The sequence below is a fragment of the Rheinheimera sp. 1928-s genome (assembly GCF_029269265.1).
Classification (GTDB): Bacteria; Pseudomonadota; Gammaproteobacteria; order Enterobacterales; family Alteromonadaceae; genus Pararheinheimera.
Genome location: NZ_JARIXP010000004.1, coordinates 220,352 through 235,681 on the forward strand (window position 1 = coordinate 220,352; position 15,330 = coordinate 235,681).

Annotated in this window: 16 protein-coding genes; 8 read left to right on the plus strand and 8 right to left on the minus strand. The window is 47.2% G+C overall.

What is annotated here, in order from left to right; genetic code table 11:
- The first annotated feature begins 107 nt into the window (after positions 1-107).
- Together P3C17_RS11340 and P3C17_RS11345 are read left to right on the plus strand one after the other, a co-directional pair.
- Positions 108-2,078, plus strand: coding sequence for a flagellar hook-length control protein FliK (locus P3C17_RS11340; protein ID WP_300929541.1), 1,971 nt, complete (start codon positions 108-110; stop codon positions 2,076-2,078).
- A gap of 9 nt (positions 2,079-2,087) precedes the next feature.
- Entirely contained in the window at positions 2,088-2,417 is a 330-nt protein-coding gene (locus tag P3C17_RS11345; RefSeq protein ID WP_300929542.1) for an EscU/YscU/HrcU family type III secretion system export apparatus switch protein, read from the plus strand.
- A 6-nt stretch (positions 2,418-2,423) separates the two neighbouring features.
- Here P3C17_RS11345 and P3C17_RS11350 read toward each other — a convergent pair whose 3' ends face one another.
- From P3C17_RS11350 to P3C17_RS11385, 8 genes are all read right to left on the minus strand, one after another.
- Positions 2,424-2,714 (minus strand): hypothetical protein, encoded by a 291-nt coding sequence (locus P3C17_RS11350; protein ID WP_300929543.1) that lies wholly within the window; start codon positions 2,712-2,714, stop codon positions 2,424-2,426.
- A 32-nt stretch (positions 2,715-2,746) separates the two neighbouring features.
- Complete coding sequence (locus tag P3C17_RS11355) at positions 2,747-3,445, minus strand: aspartate/glutamate racemase family protein (protein ID WP_300929544.1); 699 nt, start codon at positions 3,443-3,445, stop codon at positions 2,747-2,749.
- 119 nt (positions 3,446-3,564) lie between these two features.
- Positions 3,565-3,759, minus strand: a complete 195-nt coding sequence (locus tag P3C17_RS11360) for a hypothetical protein (protein ID WP_053424663.1) — start codon at positions 3,757-3,759, stop codon at positions 3,565-3,567.
- 171 nt (positions 3,760-3,930) lie between these two features.
- Positions 3,931-4,872 (minus strand): 23S rRNA pseudouridine(2605) synthase RluB, encoded by a 942-nt coding sequence (gene rluB / locus P3C17_RS11365; protein ID WP_300929545.1) that lies wholly within the window; start codon positions 4,870-4,872, stop codon positions 3,931-3,933.
- 3 nt (positions 4,873-4,875) lie between these two features.
- Positions 4,876-5,457: an SMC-Scp complex subunit ScpB gene (gene scpB / locus P3C17_RS11370; RefSeq protein WP_008898391.1), complete on the minus strand. Its 582-nt coding sequence runs from the start codon at positions 5,455-5,457 to the stop codon at positions 4,876-4,878.
- Positions 5,458-5,495: 38 nt separating this feature from the next.
- Positions 5,496-6,317, minus strand: coding sequence for a ScpA family protein (locus P3C17_RS11375; protein ID WP_300929546.1), 822 nt, complete (start codon positions 6,315-6,317; stop codon positions 5,496-5,498).
- A gap of 14 nt (positions 6,318-6,331) precedes the next feature.
- Positions 6,332-6,952, minus strand: coding sequence for an L-threonylcarbamoyladenylate synthase (locus tag P3C17_RS11380; protein WP_300929547.1), 621 nt, complete (start codon positions 6,950-6,952; stop codon positions 6,332-6,334).
- A gap of 68 nt (positions 6,953-7,020) precedes the next feature.
- Complete coding sequence (locus P3C17_RS11385) at positions 7,021-7,884, minus strand: PHP domain-containing protein (protein ID WP_300929548.1); 864 nt, start codon at positions 7,882-7,884, stop codon at positions 7,021-7,023.
- 608 nt (positions 7,885-8,492) lie between these two features.
- On the opposite strand from P3C17_RS11385, the gene P3C17_RS11390 reads away from it, so the two are divergent.
- The 6 genes from P3C17_RS11390 to trpA are packed head-to-tail and all read left to right on the plus strand — an operon-like array spanning position 8,493 to position 15,132.
- Entirely contained in the window at positions 8,493-10,103 is a 1,611-nt protein-coding gene (locus tag P3C17_RS11390) for an anthranilate synthase component 1 (protein WP_300929549.1), read from the plus strand.
- Positions 10,100-10,708, plus strand: coding sequence for an aminodeoxychorismate/anthranilate synthase component II (locus P3C17_RS11395; protein ID WP_300929550.1), 609 nt, complete (start codon positions 10,100-10,102; stop codon positions 10,706-10,708). The genes P3C17_RS11390 and P3C17_RS11395 overlap by 4 nt, the downstream gene beginning before the upstream one ends.
- Positions 10,705-11,736 (plus strand): anthranilate phosphoribosyltransferase, encoded by a 1,032-nt coding sequence (gene trpD / locus P3C17_RS11400; protein ID WP_300929551.1) that lies wholly within the window; start codon positions 10,705-10,707, stop codon positions 11,734-11,736. Before P3C17_RS11395 ends, trpD begins: the two co-directional genes overlap by 4 nt.
- A complete protein-coding gene (gene trpCF, locus P3C17_RS11405) occupies positions 11,729-13,111 on the plus strand; it encodes a bifunctional indole-3-glycerol-phosphate synthase TrpC/phosphoribosylanthranilate isomerase TrpF (RefSeq protein ID WP_300929552.1) in 1,383 nt (460 codons plus the stop codon). The genes trpD and trpCF overlap by 8 nt, the downstream gene beginning before the upstream one ends.
- Complete coding sequence (gene trpB, locus P3C17_RS11410; protein ID WP_233008954.1) at positions 13,104-14,321, plus strand: tryptophan synthase subunit beta; 1,218 nt, start codon at positions 13,104-13,106, stop codon at positions 14,319-14,321. Before trpCF ends, trpB begins: the two co-directional genes overlap by 8 nt.
- Positions 14,322-14,331: 10 nt before the next feature.
- Positions 14,332-15,132, plus strand: a complete 801-nt coding sequence (gene trpA / locus P3C17_RS11415) for a tryptophan synthase subunit alpha (protein WP_300929553.1) — start codon at positions 14,332-14,334, stop codon at positions 15,130-15,132.
- Positions 15,133-15,330: the final 198 nt, after the last annotated feature.

Consider the following 15,330-nt stretch of genomic DNA (forward strand, 5'->3'; position numbering starts at 1 on the left):
ACCTTGAAACCGCAGGCATTGTCGAAATTAATGTTTCAGATCAAAACCACAATTGCCGATATATTTGTGCAACTATGCCTGATGACCAACAATGGACCTGACTATAAGTGAACCAGATAACGATAGATAGCGCGTTAAGTGCCCAAACCAAAGGGTCTGTGCCCGCTGCTGTGCTGGTGGAAGAACACAACTATCAGGCGCTGTTAAACATTGGCAAAGATGGCATAGGCCAGTTAAAGCTGCACACTCCTGCGGGTATGGTGCTGATCCAGGATGCCAAACTGAATTTACCAGCCTTGCAAGGTCAGCTCATGGTGCAATTGACTCAGGCGTTGTCAGGCCAGCTGCAGTTAAAACTCAGTCAAAACGGCCCTCAGCCTATGCCTGTTCAACTGACTCAGCCGCAATTGCAACAGTTAGTGACACAGCTCAGTGCACAACTATCGACTCAACCCAGCTCCCAGCCCAGTACTCAGCTCACCACTCAACTGAACACTCAATTAGCAGCCCAGCTGCACACGCAGGCAAGCACTAACCTGGCCAAAGTCGTGCAGGTGCAGGTACAAATTCAGCGCCAGGATCAGCAACTGGTTTTGCAGTTGGGGCAAAATAAAGTTCAGTTGCCCTTACCAGCAGCGTTGCAAAGCTTGCCGCCAAGCCAATGGCTGGACGCTAAGCTGCAGTTAAAAGCCGGGCAATTAAGCCTGGTGTTGCCAAAAGCTGCTTTGCTGCCACCTTCAGCTGATACCACTCAGGGCAAAAACTCTGGTCCATTATCAGCAAAAGCGCCTGATGTACTGACTGTTCCGCTGAAAAGCGAACCCACATCAGGCAACATAAAAACTCAGCCGCAGCCTGCTGTATCGGCATCGACAGCAGCACCATTAAAAATACCAGCAGCAGGCTCAGCTCAGCAGCAAACTATTATTCCGTTATCTGCGCCAGTGCAGCAACGCATTTTGCCTTTGGTATTGCCACAGCTTACCAACGCAGCATCTGGCACTGTGTTGAGTTTAAACGAGTTAAAAACGCTACCTATACCACAGGCGATGAAACAACAACTGGCTGATCCTCACTATCAGCTGCAACTCACCCCACAAGGTCAGTTACAGCTCAAAGCTATACCAGAACAAAAAACCATACAGATAGACCCTCAGCCCAAAGTGCTGCAATTGCAAAGCTCTAAAACAGACCAACCCCAAACTGTATCAGGGACAGTGGAAGCAACAAAGTTTGTAAAACCTGCGATAGAACCCGCAGTGCTTAATCAGGCATGGCGGCAATTATTGCCTATGCTCAATCCGGAGTGGGAAAATCTGGCTGAAATGCCTGATTTACCAGAGGCAGTCAAAGCTATTTTACAACTGGTACGGCAAAGCCAGCCTGATGCCAGTAAGATGACCAATCTGACTCAGTTGCCGGCCCAACTGCAGGCCTTGTTGCAATTTAACCCACTGCAAAATGTGACTATGCCGCAAACCGCAGCTGGCACCTTAGCTGTGGCTATTCAGTTATTATTAGGCCGTTTGGGGCAAAGTCTGCCGCAAAATGACAAAGGCCCAAACAAAGATCATAAGCTGAAAGAATTTGTTGCACAGTTGGATCAAAGCCAAAGTAGTCAGTTGTTAAAACAGCTGTCCAGTCAAAGCTCGTCATTGCAACAAGCCCAGTTGGCTACGCTTGAGCAACAAAGCAAAGACCCGTTGCAGCAGATCTTCTTAACCTTGCCGATCCAGAATCAACAGCTGTCTGACTTTTGCCAGATAGCCATAACACAGCAAGAAGAAGAGCAGGAAAAAGGCAAAGGCAAGTCAACCCAGTGGCAACTGTCGATGAAGTTTGATTTAAAACAGCTGGGGCAGTTGTTGGCGATCAGCAAGTTATCTGGCTCGTCCCTGTCGTTGCAGTTGTATACCGACACCACCATGCTGAAGTTATTAGCCGAAAAATACCTGCCGCTGTTAAAAGACAGATGCAAAGCTCAGGGTATAGAGGTGACGGAAGCTCATTGTCAGCTTGGAAAAATCCCGGATAGTTTAATGCCCAAAACCACCAGCTTGCTGGCCATTCGGGTCTAAAGGATACAGATGAAAGACGTGACTAAAACCCCCGATGCTATAGACATAGACGCCAGCGCGGTTGCATTGGCTTATGATGGTAAAAATGCACCACAGATTGTGGCCAAAGGCCATGGCGAACTGGCGCAGGATATTATCGCCACAGCCAAAGAACATGGGGTTCTGGTACATGAAGATGAAGAGCTGGTGAAAGTGCTGCAACGTATTGAGCTTGGCAGCGATATCCCCAAAGAGCTCTATATCATTATCGCCGAGCTTATCGCCTTTTCTTATGTGCTACAGGGTAAATTCCCGGACGAGTGGCACAATATTCACCAGCGTATCGATTTAAAAAGCTAAAACTCTTTAACTCTCTTTCACTTTGCTAACCAACATAGTACGGCTGGACGATACGGCCGGATGCGAAATCTGCACCTGAATATCACTGATCAGCTGATGTAGCTCAGAATCGTCAATGGCCTGTTTCATCTGCAACTGAAACTCCAGACAAGCATGACCATGCCAGTGGGTCACACCTAATAAATCCCAGTCTGACAGCTGCGGGTGACTTAGCGTATGACCACAGTCCCGCGCTACTTCATCTAAATCGGCATCATCGTCTGACAAATCAACTTCAAGGTATAAATACAACATCATCAATTCCTTATTCTACCCACCGCCCTAACCTCCTAAATAACGGACAGAGAATAGTCGGCGGCCTTTTGCGCATGCAATGCTGTGGTATCAAATAACGGCACAGCGCAATCTTCAGCGCTCACCAATAAACCTATTTCAGTGCAGCCTAAAATAATAGCTTCTGCGCCTTGCGTCACCAGATCAGCCATGATTTGTTGATACTGCAGCCGTGACTTTGGATTCACCACTCCCAGACACAACTCCTGATAAATGACCTGATGCACCAGGTTCCTGCCCTCTTCGTCCGGTACCAGCACTGTTAAACCATAACGCTCCGTCAGGCGTTTTTTATAAAAATCCTGCTCCATGGTAAAACGGGTGCCTAATAAAGCGACTTTGTGAAGGCCAGCTTGTTGTATAGCTTCGGCCGTGGCATCAGCTATATGTAACAGTGGAATAGCCACAGCAGCTTCTATGGCCGCTGCTACTTTATGCATGGTGTTAGTACAAAGCACCAAGCACTCAGCGCCAGCTGTTTGTAGCTTGAGCGCAGCATCTGCTAACAACTGACCGGCTTTATCCCAGTCGCCACTGCGCTGCAGCTGTTCAATTTCAGCAAAATCTACACTGTATAAAATGATTTTGGCGCTGTGCAGACCACCCAACTGTTGCTTGATACGCTGGTTAATCTGACGATAATAAGGAATAGTCGACTCCCAGCTCATGCCGCCTATTAAGCCTATGCTTTTCATTGATATTTCTCTAAGGGGATGATGGAGTTACAGTAGCAAGGTACGCAGATACAAGTAAATAACAAAACCCGTTGAAAGGTTCAACGGGTTTTTATCAATGACGGAGCGCTATCACAAGCTCAGTAATAAATATCCGCTTTTTGATGCAGCTGAGGTTCGTCCTGCAGATCATCAAAAGACACTGCAATGTGCTGATCTTTATTATCCAGATCAGATAAATACACAGCTCTATCTTGTGCGTCTATCCAACTCACTACACCTATGCCTTTTTTGGTCTGGCACACCATGCCTAATTTCAGCTCTAATACATTCATCGCACATCTCCTCAGGCTCAATAACTTAACTTCAGTACTAAGTTAGACGCCCAAAGATGTCATTTTGATGTCCGACCAGATAAATTAATGCTAACTGAATGAAATAAGGTGAAATTTAGTTTGGGTCAGAGTGTTTACCCTGACCCAAAAGATACAAAAGTTAGGGCTGGATCAGATGCGGGTACGTTTTTTCTGAGTTTGTTTTGGCTTTTTCGCTTTGGCTTTTTCGGCTGCTGCTGCTTTTTCTGCTCTCACCACTTCTGGCTTAACACCCGACTGCACCATGATTTGATGTTTACGCACTGCACGTTTTATGCCTGCCATACGACGACGACGCTCATCGCGGTCTTCCGGTTTCATCAAGCTTTCAGTTTCAGCCGATAAATGCACCAGCTTACGTAAATAGTTCACATCTTCCAGCGGATATTCGGCATAACCACCTGCTGGTAAATGTTTAGGCAATAACAAATCACCGTAACGAATACGAATTAAACGGCTAACCACAGCCCCCTGCGATTCCCACATACGGCGAACTTCACGGTTACGGCCTTCAGTCAACACCACATGGAACCAGCGATTAATGCCTTCGCCGCCCATAGCTTTTACTTTTTTGAAGTTGGCTTTACCATCTTCCAGCTCCACGCCTAAACGTAATTTCTGGATCATCGCATCGTTGACATCACCAAATACCCGTACTGCATATTCACGTTCTACTTCAAACTTTGGATGCATTAAACGGTTGGCCATTTCACCATCTGTGGTGAACAGCAATAAACCACTGGTATTGATATCTAAACGGCCAATGGCAATCCAGCGTGAGTCTTTAATTTTTGGCAGGCGGTCAAATACAGTAGGACGACCTTCAGGGTCGATACGCGAACAAATCTCACCTTCTGGTTTGTGGTAGGCAATCACACGGCATACCTGTTCAGCTTCTGCTGCAATTTTGACCGGATGGCCATCGACTCGCACTTGTTGATTTGCATTGATGCGGTCGCCTAATGTCGCCACTTTGCCATCCACAGTCACACGTCCAGCACTGATGTATTCTTCCATCTCGCGGCGGGATCCAACACCGGATCGCGCCAGCACTTTCTGTAGTTTTTCACTCATGATTTAATGTATCTCTTCAGTCATCACGACTGGGTTAAAAAAATCCGGCGTTGCTTGAAACTCGGCCAGAGCAGGTAAATCGCTTAAATCCTTTAAGCCAAAATAATCTAAAAATGTCGGCGTCGTGGCATACAAACCAGGACGACCCGGTACTTCTTTATGCCCTACCACTTTGACCCAACCCCGGTCGAGCAAAGTCCGCATAATCTGACTGCTGACAGTCACACCCCGCACTTCTTCAATTTCGCCGCGGGTAATAGGCTGACGATAGGCAATCAACGCCAACGTCTCGAGCACAGCACGGGAATAACGGGGTGAACGTTCTGGCCAGAGTAAAGCCAGATATTCACTTAAATCAGCGCGGGTCTGAAACCGAAAACCTGAGGCGGTTTCAATCAACTGAATACCCCGGCCTAAATAATCCTGTTGCAACTGACTTAAGGCCTGCTGCAGACGTTTTCGGGTTAACTCAAAACTTTCCAGCACAGTACTTTGTAAGTCATTGACAGACAAAGGTTTGTCAGAGGCAAAAATAGCGGCTTCGACTAACTGCAGCAGTTGTTGCTCGTTAATTTTTTTCGCCATGCCCGCTCCTTAGTCTGTAGCTTCAAATACGCCGGTTATTATGCCAATTTCACGTGGATCTGACCATAAGCTTCTACTTGTATGACTTGTATCAGCTTTTCTTTGACCAGCTCCAGAATAGCTAAAAAGCTGACGACTACACCTTGTCGCCCTTCAGCTAACTCAAAACATTCAGCAAACTCAAGGTAGTCAGAGCGGCCTTTAAGCAACTCCAAAATCTTACTCATGCGCTCACGAGTGGATAAATGCTCTTTTTTAATTTGGTGATGCTGAAAATCTTTGGCGCGTTTGGCAATGTCTTTCAGTGCCAGCAAAATCTCCTGCAACGACACTTCAGGTAAAATCACATAAGGCTCAAAGTTATCATCCAACCCTGCTTTGGCAGGGAAATAATCCCGCTCCTGGCGTGGCAATAAATCCACGTCAGTGGCTGCTTTGCGGATAATTTCGTATTCCTGCAACCGCCGGACTAAATCAGCTCTGGGGTCGGTTTCTTCATCGGCTTTATGGTCGTGCTGCGGCAGTAATAAACGTGATTTAATCTCCGCCAGCATAGCCGCCATTAACAAATACTCCGCTGCCAGCTCAAAGTTCATATCCTGCATTAAATCAATGTATTCCATATACTGCAGGGTGATTTCGTTGATGGGCAAATCGACAATATCAAAACGGTGACGACGAATTAAATACAGCAAAAAATCCAGCGGACCTTCAAAACTCTCCAGCAATACCGACAGCGCTTCAGGCGGAATATACAAATCTTCTGGCTTATCCAGCACAGCCTCACCGCGGACAAAAGCCAGCGGCAAAGGCTGCTGTATCGTCAGGCTGGCAAAGCTGTCGGCGAGTGGCTCAGACATTACTGCTCCACAGATTATAGGAAAGCACTGCTATCGCCTGCGCCCTGACGAATAACTACTGGATTGTCTTCGGATAAATCAATCACTGTGGTGTGGTTTTCAGCTATCACGCCACCGTGAATTATTAAATCCACCTGACGTTCTAATTGATCGCGCATTTCTTCCGGATCCGATTCAGCAAAGTCATTGCCTGGCAACACTAAGGAACTCGACATCATAGGTTCACCCAGCTCTTCGAGTAACGCCAGCGCAATTTTATTTTGCGGAATACGTAAACCTACGGTCTTTTTCTTTTCATTTAACAAACGCTTAGGCACTTCTTTGGTGCCACGCAAAATAAAAGTATAAGCACCAGGTGTATGGTTTTTGATTAAGCGAAAGGCGCTGTTTTCGACCTTGGCATACACAGACAGCTCGGAAAAATCGCGGCACATCAAGGTAAAGTGATGTTCTGTGCTCATCTGACGGATTTGCAAAATACGCTCAAGCGCGGCTTTGTCACCTATATGACACCCCAGCGCATAGCCTGAATCTGTCGGGTAAATCACCACCCCACCTTGCTTGATAATATGCACAGCCTGTTTAATTAAACGTTGCTGTGGATTCTCAGGATGAACATAAAAAAACTGGCTCATAAATTCTTCTTATTCTCTGCACTTGTCACTAAAGTATGTTTAAGAAATAGCAATAAATTTGTTAAAAATCAAGATGAAAGCCGTGCTGATTCAGGCTCTGGCAACTGCCAGTCATGCCATACTGGAGTGACATCGTCGGTAAAGTACAACTGGCGTCCCAGCTCATTCCATGGCGTTTCCTGATGAAAATCAGAACCCGCCGACGCCGTTAAACCAAACTTTTGACACAGCATCCAGACCTGACGTTTTTGCACTGGCGTCATTTGAGCTGACGCCACTTCCATGGCTTTGCCGCCAGCGGCAGAAAACTCTTCCGCTAAACGGGTGAGCCAACGGCCATTTAGTTTGTATTTGAGCGGATGGGCTAAAACAGGAGTGCCGCCTGCAGCTAAAATCCACTGAACAGATTCTTGCAGCGGCACCCAGTTATTCGGCACATAACCTGTATTACCGCGGCTTAAGTACTTTTTAAATACGGTATTCATCGAACTGGCTTTACCAATCTGCACCAGATAACGGGCAAAGTGAGTGCGGGTTAACGCAGCGCCATTGGCAATTTTTAATACATTTTCCAGCACGTCCGGTATTTTGTTTTTCTCTAATCGACGTGCCATCTCTTCAGCCCGTTCGACACGGCGTTGCTGCTGGGCAGCTAAATGCTGTAAAAACAGCGGGCAGTCGGTATTGATATTTAAACCGACAATATGAATTTCAAACTCGTACCAGCTGGTCGAAATTTCCACACCTGGGATCAAGGTCAAAGGCAGCTTTTTTTCAGCAATAGCGGCGCGGGCTTCGGCGAGTCCTGCAATAGTGTCGTGGTCGGTAATGGCAAGCACATCCACGCCTTTACTGACAGCACGCTCAACCAGTTCGGTTGGGCTTAATACGCCATCTGAGCAATAAGTGTGGCTGTGTAAATCAATTTTCATGAGAAGTACCTAAATAAACGGCCGTCATTGTGCCACAAAAGCGCTGGCTGAGCTTGGGTTTCTGCAGCGCTACACTAAGGTGCTTTTTAGCCATCTATCCGCTTATACGTTTTTTTTTGGACTTATAACTAAACAAGGCTTGACGGCCATTTGATTTCAGGGTTTTATAGAGGCGTTTTCAGAGCGACTCACTTCAGAGTTGCCGACTAACAACGGATTTATAGCCAATGCAATTTCAGACAACAACTCAAACTCACATTTGGTGGTGGCATACTCCTTAACGGGCGTGTGGAGGCGTTGTATTCGCTATAAAACCAGGCCCGTTTCGAAAGATGCGGGCTTTTTTTATGTCTTTTTACAGAGTTTTATCAAGGCTTTTAACAAAAAACGGGTTAGAAAAAATGAAAATAGCACAACAAAGATTCTGGCGTTGGTGGCGATTTCCTGGTTAGCGGGCCGGACAATTATTGTCCGAATACAGCCAAAAAGCCCGCTTGATGCGGGCTTTTTTATTCGCAGCCATCCATGGCGCTCCCCTATGGGCCAACGCTTCGCGTTGTTAAAAATAGTTCCTGACGATTTTTTGTTTCAAGAATTTAGGAAAAACCATGAATTTACAGCAAATCACCACCACCACGGGCCAAGTAGCCAGCTTCAGTCAAACACTGAGCATTCAGCCTGATCCGCTGCAAAGTTTCAGAGCCTTAACCAGTCAGGGCCAAATGGCGTTATTACTGGAATCGGCAGAAATTGACAGCAAAAACAGTTTAAAAAGTCTGATGCTGATTGATGCTGCTTTGCGTATTGAATGCAATGCCCTAAAGGTGCAGGTTGAAGCTTTAACCGAAAACGGTAAAACCCTGCTGCCTTATCTGGCGTCTTTGCTGCAAGGCAAAGCTGAACTTGATTTGTCGTCCAACCAACTCAAAATAGAGTTTGCCAAAGCAGACCCTTTGCTGGATGAAGAAAGCCGTTTATTACTACCTAACTCACTGACGGTTTTACGTTTACTGCAGCAAAAGCTGCACAACAACAGCGACGAGCCATTAGCCATCTTTTTAGGGGGTGTCATAGGCTACGATTTAGTGGCCATGGTAGAAGACTTGCCCCAAGTGCCTAGCGCTGAAAACCAATGTCCTGACTACCTGTTTTATCTGGCTGAAACTTTGTTAGTGGTGGATCATCAGGCAGGCAATAGCCGTCTGATTGGCAATGTGTTTTGTGGTGCGGCAGCCCAGCAGCAGTATTTTGTGATTGGTCAGCGTTTATCAGAGTTGCAGCAGTTATTACAGCAAGCAAAGAATACAACAACGGCGCAGACCATAACAGCAGGGCCTTCAGCCAAAACTGAAGTCAAAGTAGATATCAGTGATGCCGACTTTGTCGCCCAAGTCGAAGCATTGAAACACAACATAGTGGCCGGTGATGTATTTCAGGTGGTGCCATCGCGCTGTTTCAGCCTGCCCTGCCCTGATCCACAAGCGGCTTACGCCAAACTGAAACAACAAAATCCCAGCCCTTATATGTTTTACCTGCAAGACAGAAACTTCAGCCTGTTTGGTGCTTCTCCTGAGTCGGCGTTGAAATATGAAGCCAAAACCGCACAAGTAGAAATTTACCCTATTGCAGGCACCCGTCGCCGTGGTTTTGCCGCCAACGGCAGTATTGACCGCGACTTAGACAGCCGCATTGAGCTGGAACTGCGTCAGGACGAAAAAGAGAAAGCCGAACACTTAATGCTGGTCGATTTAGCCCGTAACGACGTAGCCCGCATCAGTGTGCCGGGCAGTCGTTATGTCAAAGAGCTGCTGAAAGTAGACAGATACTCCTATGTGATGCATTTAGTCTCCCGAGTCGTTGGTACCTTAAAACCAGAACTGGACGCTTTGCATGCCTATCAGGCCTGTATGAATATGGGCACTTTAGTGGGTGCGCCAAAAGTGCGGGCAGCGGAACTGATACGTGGTGTCGAGAAAAAACGCCGTGGCAGTTATGGTGGCGCAGTAGGTTATTTAGCTGGCAATGGTGATTTTGACAGCTGCATCGTCATTCGTTCGGCTTATGTGCAAAACGGCATGGCTTATATTCAGGCCGGCGCTGGTGTGGTCTACGACAGCGTAGCGCAAGCCGAAGCGGATGAAACCCGTAGCAAAGCTCAGGCGGTGATTAATGCGATTCAATCTGCAGGCCAAGCTGTTGAACAAGGAGTATCAGCATGAGCGTGGTATATCTGTTAGATAATTTAGATTCCTTCAGCTACAACCTGGTGGATGAAGTGGCGCAATTAGGCTTTAGCTTAAAGCTGTACCGCAATACGGTGCCTGCTGCTTATATATTTGAAAAAATGCAGCAGGAACAACAGCCTGTGGTGTTGTTATTATCACCAGGCCCGGGGGCACCTTCACAAGCAGGCTCAATGCCGGATCTGATCGCACTCTGTGCTGGCAAATTCCCCATGCTGGGCATTTGTTTAGGCCATCAGGCGCTGGTGGAACATTATGGCGGAGTGGTCGGTCGTGCCGGCGAGACCGTACATGGTAAAACTTCTATTATTGAACTGAGTGATCATCCGGTGTTTGGTGCTTTACCTAAACAATTCCCTGTGGCGCGTTATCACTCTTTAATGGCGACTGAAGTGCCCAATTCTTTGCAAGTCATAGCTGCCTATCAGCATATTCCTATGGCGATAGTGCATGAGGAGCACAAAGCTTTGGGTTACCAGTTCCATCCTGAGTCTATCCTGACCACTTTAGGTAAACCGTTGCTAAAACAAAGTCTGGATTACTTAATGGCTACAGCACTGGATAACGGAGATACAGAATGAGCCAATCGATTTTAGGCCTGGTGCAGCAAAGCCTGAAAGGTGAAGCCCTGTCCTTTGAGCAAAGCCATGCTTTTTTTAGCGCAGTTGTTCAAGGTGAAGTGGAACCTGTGTTATTAACAGCGCTTTTAGTGGCGCTGAAAATGCGTGGCGAAACAGCAGATGAAATTGCCGGAGCTGCCGCTGCGATGCGCGCTGCCGCCACCGAATTCCCAGCTAGTGTTGCTGGCGCTATAGATTGCTGTGGCACAGGCGGTGATGGCTCCAATACCATCAATATTTCCAGCACTGCAGCTCTTGTGGCAGCCAGTATGGGATTGCCAGTGGCCAAACATGGCAACAGAAGCGTATCCTCTCAGTCCGGTTCAGCCGACTTGCTGGAGCAATTAGGCATCAACATTCAGATGAGCCCGGCAACAGCAGCCAAAGCTTTAAGCCAAAGCAACAGCAGCTTCTTATTTGCGCCTTTGTACCATGCAGGTATTAAGCATGCGATGCCGGTGCGTACAGCATTAAAAAGCCGCACTATTTTTAATTTATTAGGGCCGCTGATTAACCCGGCGAAACCTGATTATCAGCTGCTTGGTGTCTATGATCCGGCTTTAACGCCAGTGATGGCAGAAGCACTGCAGCAACTGGGGGTAAAAGCCGCCTGGGTCGTGCATGGCAGCGGTTGTGATGAAATTGCTTTACATGGTGTGACTAACGTCAGCGCAGTGACCAGCGCAGGCGCTATTGAACACTTTGAACTGACACCAGCAGATTTTGGTTTACCTTCGGTAAGCTTGTCCGAGCTTGCCGGGGGAAACCCTGCACAAAATGCAGCAGCCACTTTGGCGATTTTACAAGGCACTGGCCAAACAGCGCACAATCAGGCTGTGGCGGCTAATGTAGCTGCAATGCTGTATATCAGTGGCGCAGATATAAAGCGCAAAGATCTAAAACAGCTCACCCAATCTGTGCTTGAGCATTTAGCTTCAGGCCAGGCTTTTTCGACATTGACGCAGTTAAGGGAACTTAGTCATGGCTAATGTGTTAACCACTATTATCGATCACAAAAAACTGGAAGTGGCAGAGCGCAAGCAAAAGCTGCCACTGGCGCAGTTTCAGCAGTTGGTGCAACCCAGTCAGCGTAATTTCTTAAAGGCACTGCAGCAAAAAGGCCCGCGTTTTATTCTGGAATGCAAAAAGGCGTCGCCTTCAAAAGGTTTAATTCGCAGCCCTTTTGATTTAGAAGAAATTTGTGCCGCTTATGGTCAATATGCCGACTGCATTTCTGTGCTGACCGACGAGAAGTTTTTTCAGGGCAGTTACGATTATCTGGCGAAAGTGCGCGCCAAAGTTAACCAACCGCTACTGCATAAAGATTTTATTATCGACGCCTATCAGATTTACCTTGGCCGTTTGCAAGGCTCTGATGCTGTGCTTTTGATGTTATCCGTGCTGAACGATTTAGAGTATCTGGAACTCGCCGCTGTTGCGAAAAGCTTAAATCTGACGGTACTGACCGAAGTCAGCAATGAGGCGGAAACCTTAAGGGCTGTGGCTTTAGGTGCTGAACTGATTGGTATCAATAACCGCGACTTACGTACTTTAGATACCAACTTAGAAACCAGTTTCAAGCTCGCTCGCCTGATCCCTGATGGCATTACTATCGTATCCGAATCAGGCATCTATAGCTCGCAGCAGGTTCGGCAGCTGGCCAAAGTGGCAGATGCTTATCTGGTGGGTAGCTCGTTAATGGCACAGCACGACTTAGCCAATGCCTGTCGCTCGCTTATTCGGGGCGAGCATAAAGTCTGTGGTTTAACGCGAGCCGAAGACAGCAAAGCTGTGTTTGCCGCAGGTGCTTATTTTGGCGGTCTGATTTTTTATCCGAAATCACCCCGTTTCGTCACAGTAGAACAAGCCAAAGCTGTGCAGCAAGGCGCACCAGCTCTGCATTATGTTGGTGTTTTTGTTGATGAAGCAGTGGACACTGTGGCTGCAACAGCACGGGATTTAAAACTGGCCGCAGTGCAGTTGCACGGTGATGAGTCCGACTTGTATTTACAAAAACTGCGGCCTTTATTGCCCAAAACTACAGAGATTTGGAAAGCCTACCGCGTACAACACAAGCTGCCAGAGCTGACACGTTATGCCGACCGTTACTTACTCGATGCTTATCATCCAGAGCAGGCGGGCGGCACAGGGCAACAATTTGACTGGCAATTATTGGACGAACAGCTGCTGGATAAAAAAGTGATGCTGGCTGGTGGCTTAACACCGGACAATGTCATTGCAGCACTGAAACATCAGGTACTGGCCGTGGATCTTAATTCTGGCCTCGAATCCGCTCCCGGCATTAAAGATACGGGCAAAATTCAACACGCTTTTGTGAACATCAGAGAATTCAGTCATGACTAAACTCAATTTAAACCCTTATTTTGGCGATTTTGGTGGCATGTTTGTGCCTGAATTGCTGGTCCCTGCTTTAGTGCAACTGGAGCAAGCTTTTGTTGATGCGCAGCAGGACCCGGCTTTTATTGCTGAATTTCAGGCGCTGCTAAAAGACTATGCAGGTCGCCCTACTCCTTTAACTTTATGTCGTAATGTATCACCTAACCCACTGGCAAAAATTTACCTAAAACGTGAAGACTTATTACACGGTGGTGCGCACAAAACCAATCAGGTATTAGGTCAAGCCTTATTGGCTAAACGTATGGGTAAAAAAGACATTATTGCTGAAACCGGTGCCGGTCAGCATGGCGTAGCTACAGCCCTTGCTTGTGCTTTGTTGGGCCTCAATTGCAAAATTTATATGGGCGCTAAAGATATTGACCGTCAGCAGCCGAACGTATTTCGCATGAAGCTGATGGGCGCTACTGTGATTCCTGTGACAGCAGGTTCTGGCACTTTAAAAGATGCTGTCAACGAAGCCATGCGTGACTGGTCCGGCAGTTATGCCACCAGCCATTATTTATTGGGTACTGCGGCTGGCCCTCACCCATTCCCGACTATAGTGCGCGAATTCCAGAAAATGATTGGTGAAGAAGCCAAACAACAAATCCTGGAAGCTGAAGGTAAATTACCGGACGCTGTGCTGGCTTGTGTCGGCGGAGGCTCCAACGCCATTGGTATGTTTGCTGATTTCATCAAAGAAGAAGGTGTACGCTTAATTGGTATTGAACCTGGTGGTATGGGCATTGAAACCCATCAGCATGGTGCGGCGTTAAGTACCGGCAGCTTTGGTATTTTGCACGGTGCTTATACCGCTATTATGCAAACCAAAGATGGCCAGATTGAAGAGTCGTACTCTGTCTCTGCAGGTTTAGATTACCCGGCTGTAGGGCCACAGCACACTTATCTGCAAAGCATAGGCCGTGCTGAATATGTGGCTATTAACGACGACGAAGCTTTAGCGGCTTTCCAGCATCTGGCAAAATCAGAAGGAATAATTCCAGCGCTTGAAAGCTCTCATGCTTTAGCTCATGCGCTGAAAATGGCCGCTGCTGCCACAGAACCTTTGGTGCTTTTAGTCAACCTGTCAGGCCGTGGTGACAAAGATTTAAACCACGTCTATTCCATTATTGGCGAAGCCCATATCAAACCTAACAACATGGCAGAGCGCAGCTAAGGAGATTTTCATGCAACGTTATCAGCAGTTATTCAGCCGCCTCGATAGTGCCAAACAAGGTGCTTTTGTGCCATTCGTCACTATGGGCGATCCAGGCCTTGAGCTGTCTTTTGACATTATCAAAACTTTAATAGATGCAGGCGCCGATGCGTTAGAGCTGGGTATTCCCTTCTCCGACCCAATAGCTGACGGCCCTGTGATCCAAAACGCCAATATCCGCGCTTTGGCCGCTGGTGTGACGCCAGCTCAGTGTTTTGAGTTGATTGGCCGTATTCGTCACTACAACAAAGACATTCCTATTGGTTTGTTGCTGTACAGTAATCTGGTGATGGCTAAAGGCATAGATAGTTTTTACCAGCAGGCGCAGCTGGCTGGTGTCGATTCTATTCTGATTGCCGATGTGCCACTGCATGAAAGCAAGTTATTCAGAAATGCGGCGATGAAACATGACATAGCGCCTATTTTTATCGCACCGCCGAATATCACCGATGACAGCTTACGGGAGCTGGCCTCTTATGGCCGTGGTTATACGTATCTGTTGAGCCGCGCCGGTGTTACAGGCACTGAAACTCAGGCTACTATGCCCGCCAGTACGCTGATTAATCAGTTAAAAGAATACAATGCGGCCCCTACGCTTTTGGGTTTTGGCATATCCAAACCAGAGCATGTCAAAGCTGCTATTGAAAGTGGTGCAGCAGGTGCTATTTCAGGTTCGGCTATAGTGCAGATTATTGAAAAACATCAACATCAGCCAGAAACTTTACTCAGCGAACTGGCAACTTTTGTTCGTGCCATGAAAGCCGCAACCTGACCTATCACCTCAGCCAAAAGCTGAGTCAAAAGCAAAACAAAGCCTGGCCATCGCTGGGCTTTGTTGTTTCTGCATATGAATTTTTGCCTGTTAAATAATTTCAGTTACAGCCTGCCGCAAAAAAAATCTCCTGAATCAACAACCTTTGCTCCAACACCCCAGTTCCAGGATCTGGATCAACAGCACCAAAGATCAAGT

Bases quoted from the DNA above. Each gene is read 5' to 3' on its own strand.
- P3C17_RS11355 (WP_300929544.1), bottom strand. From the start codon at position 3,445: ATGAAAAGCATAGGCTTAATAGGCGGCATGAGCTGGGAGTCGACTATT.
- P3C17_RS11345 (WP_300929542.1), top strand. From the start codon at position 2,088: ATGAAAGACGTGACTAAAACCCCCGATGCTATAGACATAGACGCCAGC.
- trpCF (WP_300929552.1), top strand. From the start codon at position 11,729: ATGGCTAATGTGTTAACCACTATTATCGATCACAAAAAACTGGAAGTG.
- rluB (WP_300929545.1), bottom strand. From the start codon at position 4,872: ATGAGTGAAAAACTACAGAAAGTGCTGGCGCGATCCGGTGTTGGATCC.
- P3C17_RS11385 (WP_300929548.1), bottom strand. From the start codon at position 7,884: ATGAAAATTGATTTACACAGCCACACTTATTGCTCAGATGGCGTATTA.
- P3C17_RS11375 (WP_300929546.1), bottom strand. From the start codon at position 6,317: ATGTCTGAGCCACTCGCCGACAGCTTTGCCAGCCTGACGATACAGCAG.
- trpA (WP_300929553.1), top strand. From the start codon at position 14,332: ATGCAACGTTATCAGCAGTTATTCAGCCGCCTCGATAGTGCCAAACAA.
- trpD (WP_300929551.1), top strand. From the start codon at position 10,705: ATGAGCCAATCGATTTTAGGCCTGGTGCAGCAAAGCCTGAAAGGTGAA.
- trpB (WP_233008954.1), top strand. From the start codon at position 13,104: ATGACTAAACTCAATTTAAACCCTTATTTTGGCGATTTTGGTGGCATG.
- P3C17_RS11380 (WP_300929547.1), bottom strand. From the start codon at position 6,952: ATGAGCCAGTTTTTTTATGTTCATCCTGAGAATCCACAGCAACGTTTA.
- P3C17_RS11390 (WP_300929549.1), top strand. From the start codon at position 8,493: ATGAATTTACAGCAAATCACCACCACCACGGGCCAAGTAGCCAGCTTC.
- scpB (WP_008898391.1), bottom strand. From the start codon at position 5,457: ATGGCGAAAAAAATTAACGAGCAACAACTGCTGCAGTTAGTCGAAGCC.
- P3C17_RS11395 (WP_300929550.1), top strand. From the start codon at position 10,100: ATGAGCGTGGTATATCTGTTAGATAATTTAGATTCCTTCAGCTACAAC.
- P3C17_RS11350 (WP_300929543.1), bottom strand. From the start codon at position 2,714: ATGATGTTGTATTTATACCTTGAAGTTGATTTGTCAGACGATGATGCC.
- P3C17_RS11360 (WP_053424663.1), bottom strand. From the start codon at position 3,759: ATGAATGTATTAGAGCTGAAATTAGGCATGGTGTGCCAGACCAAAAAA.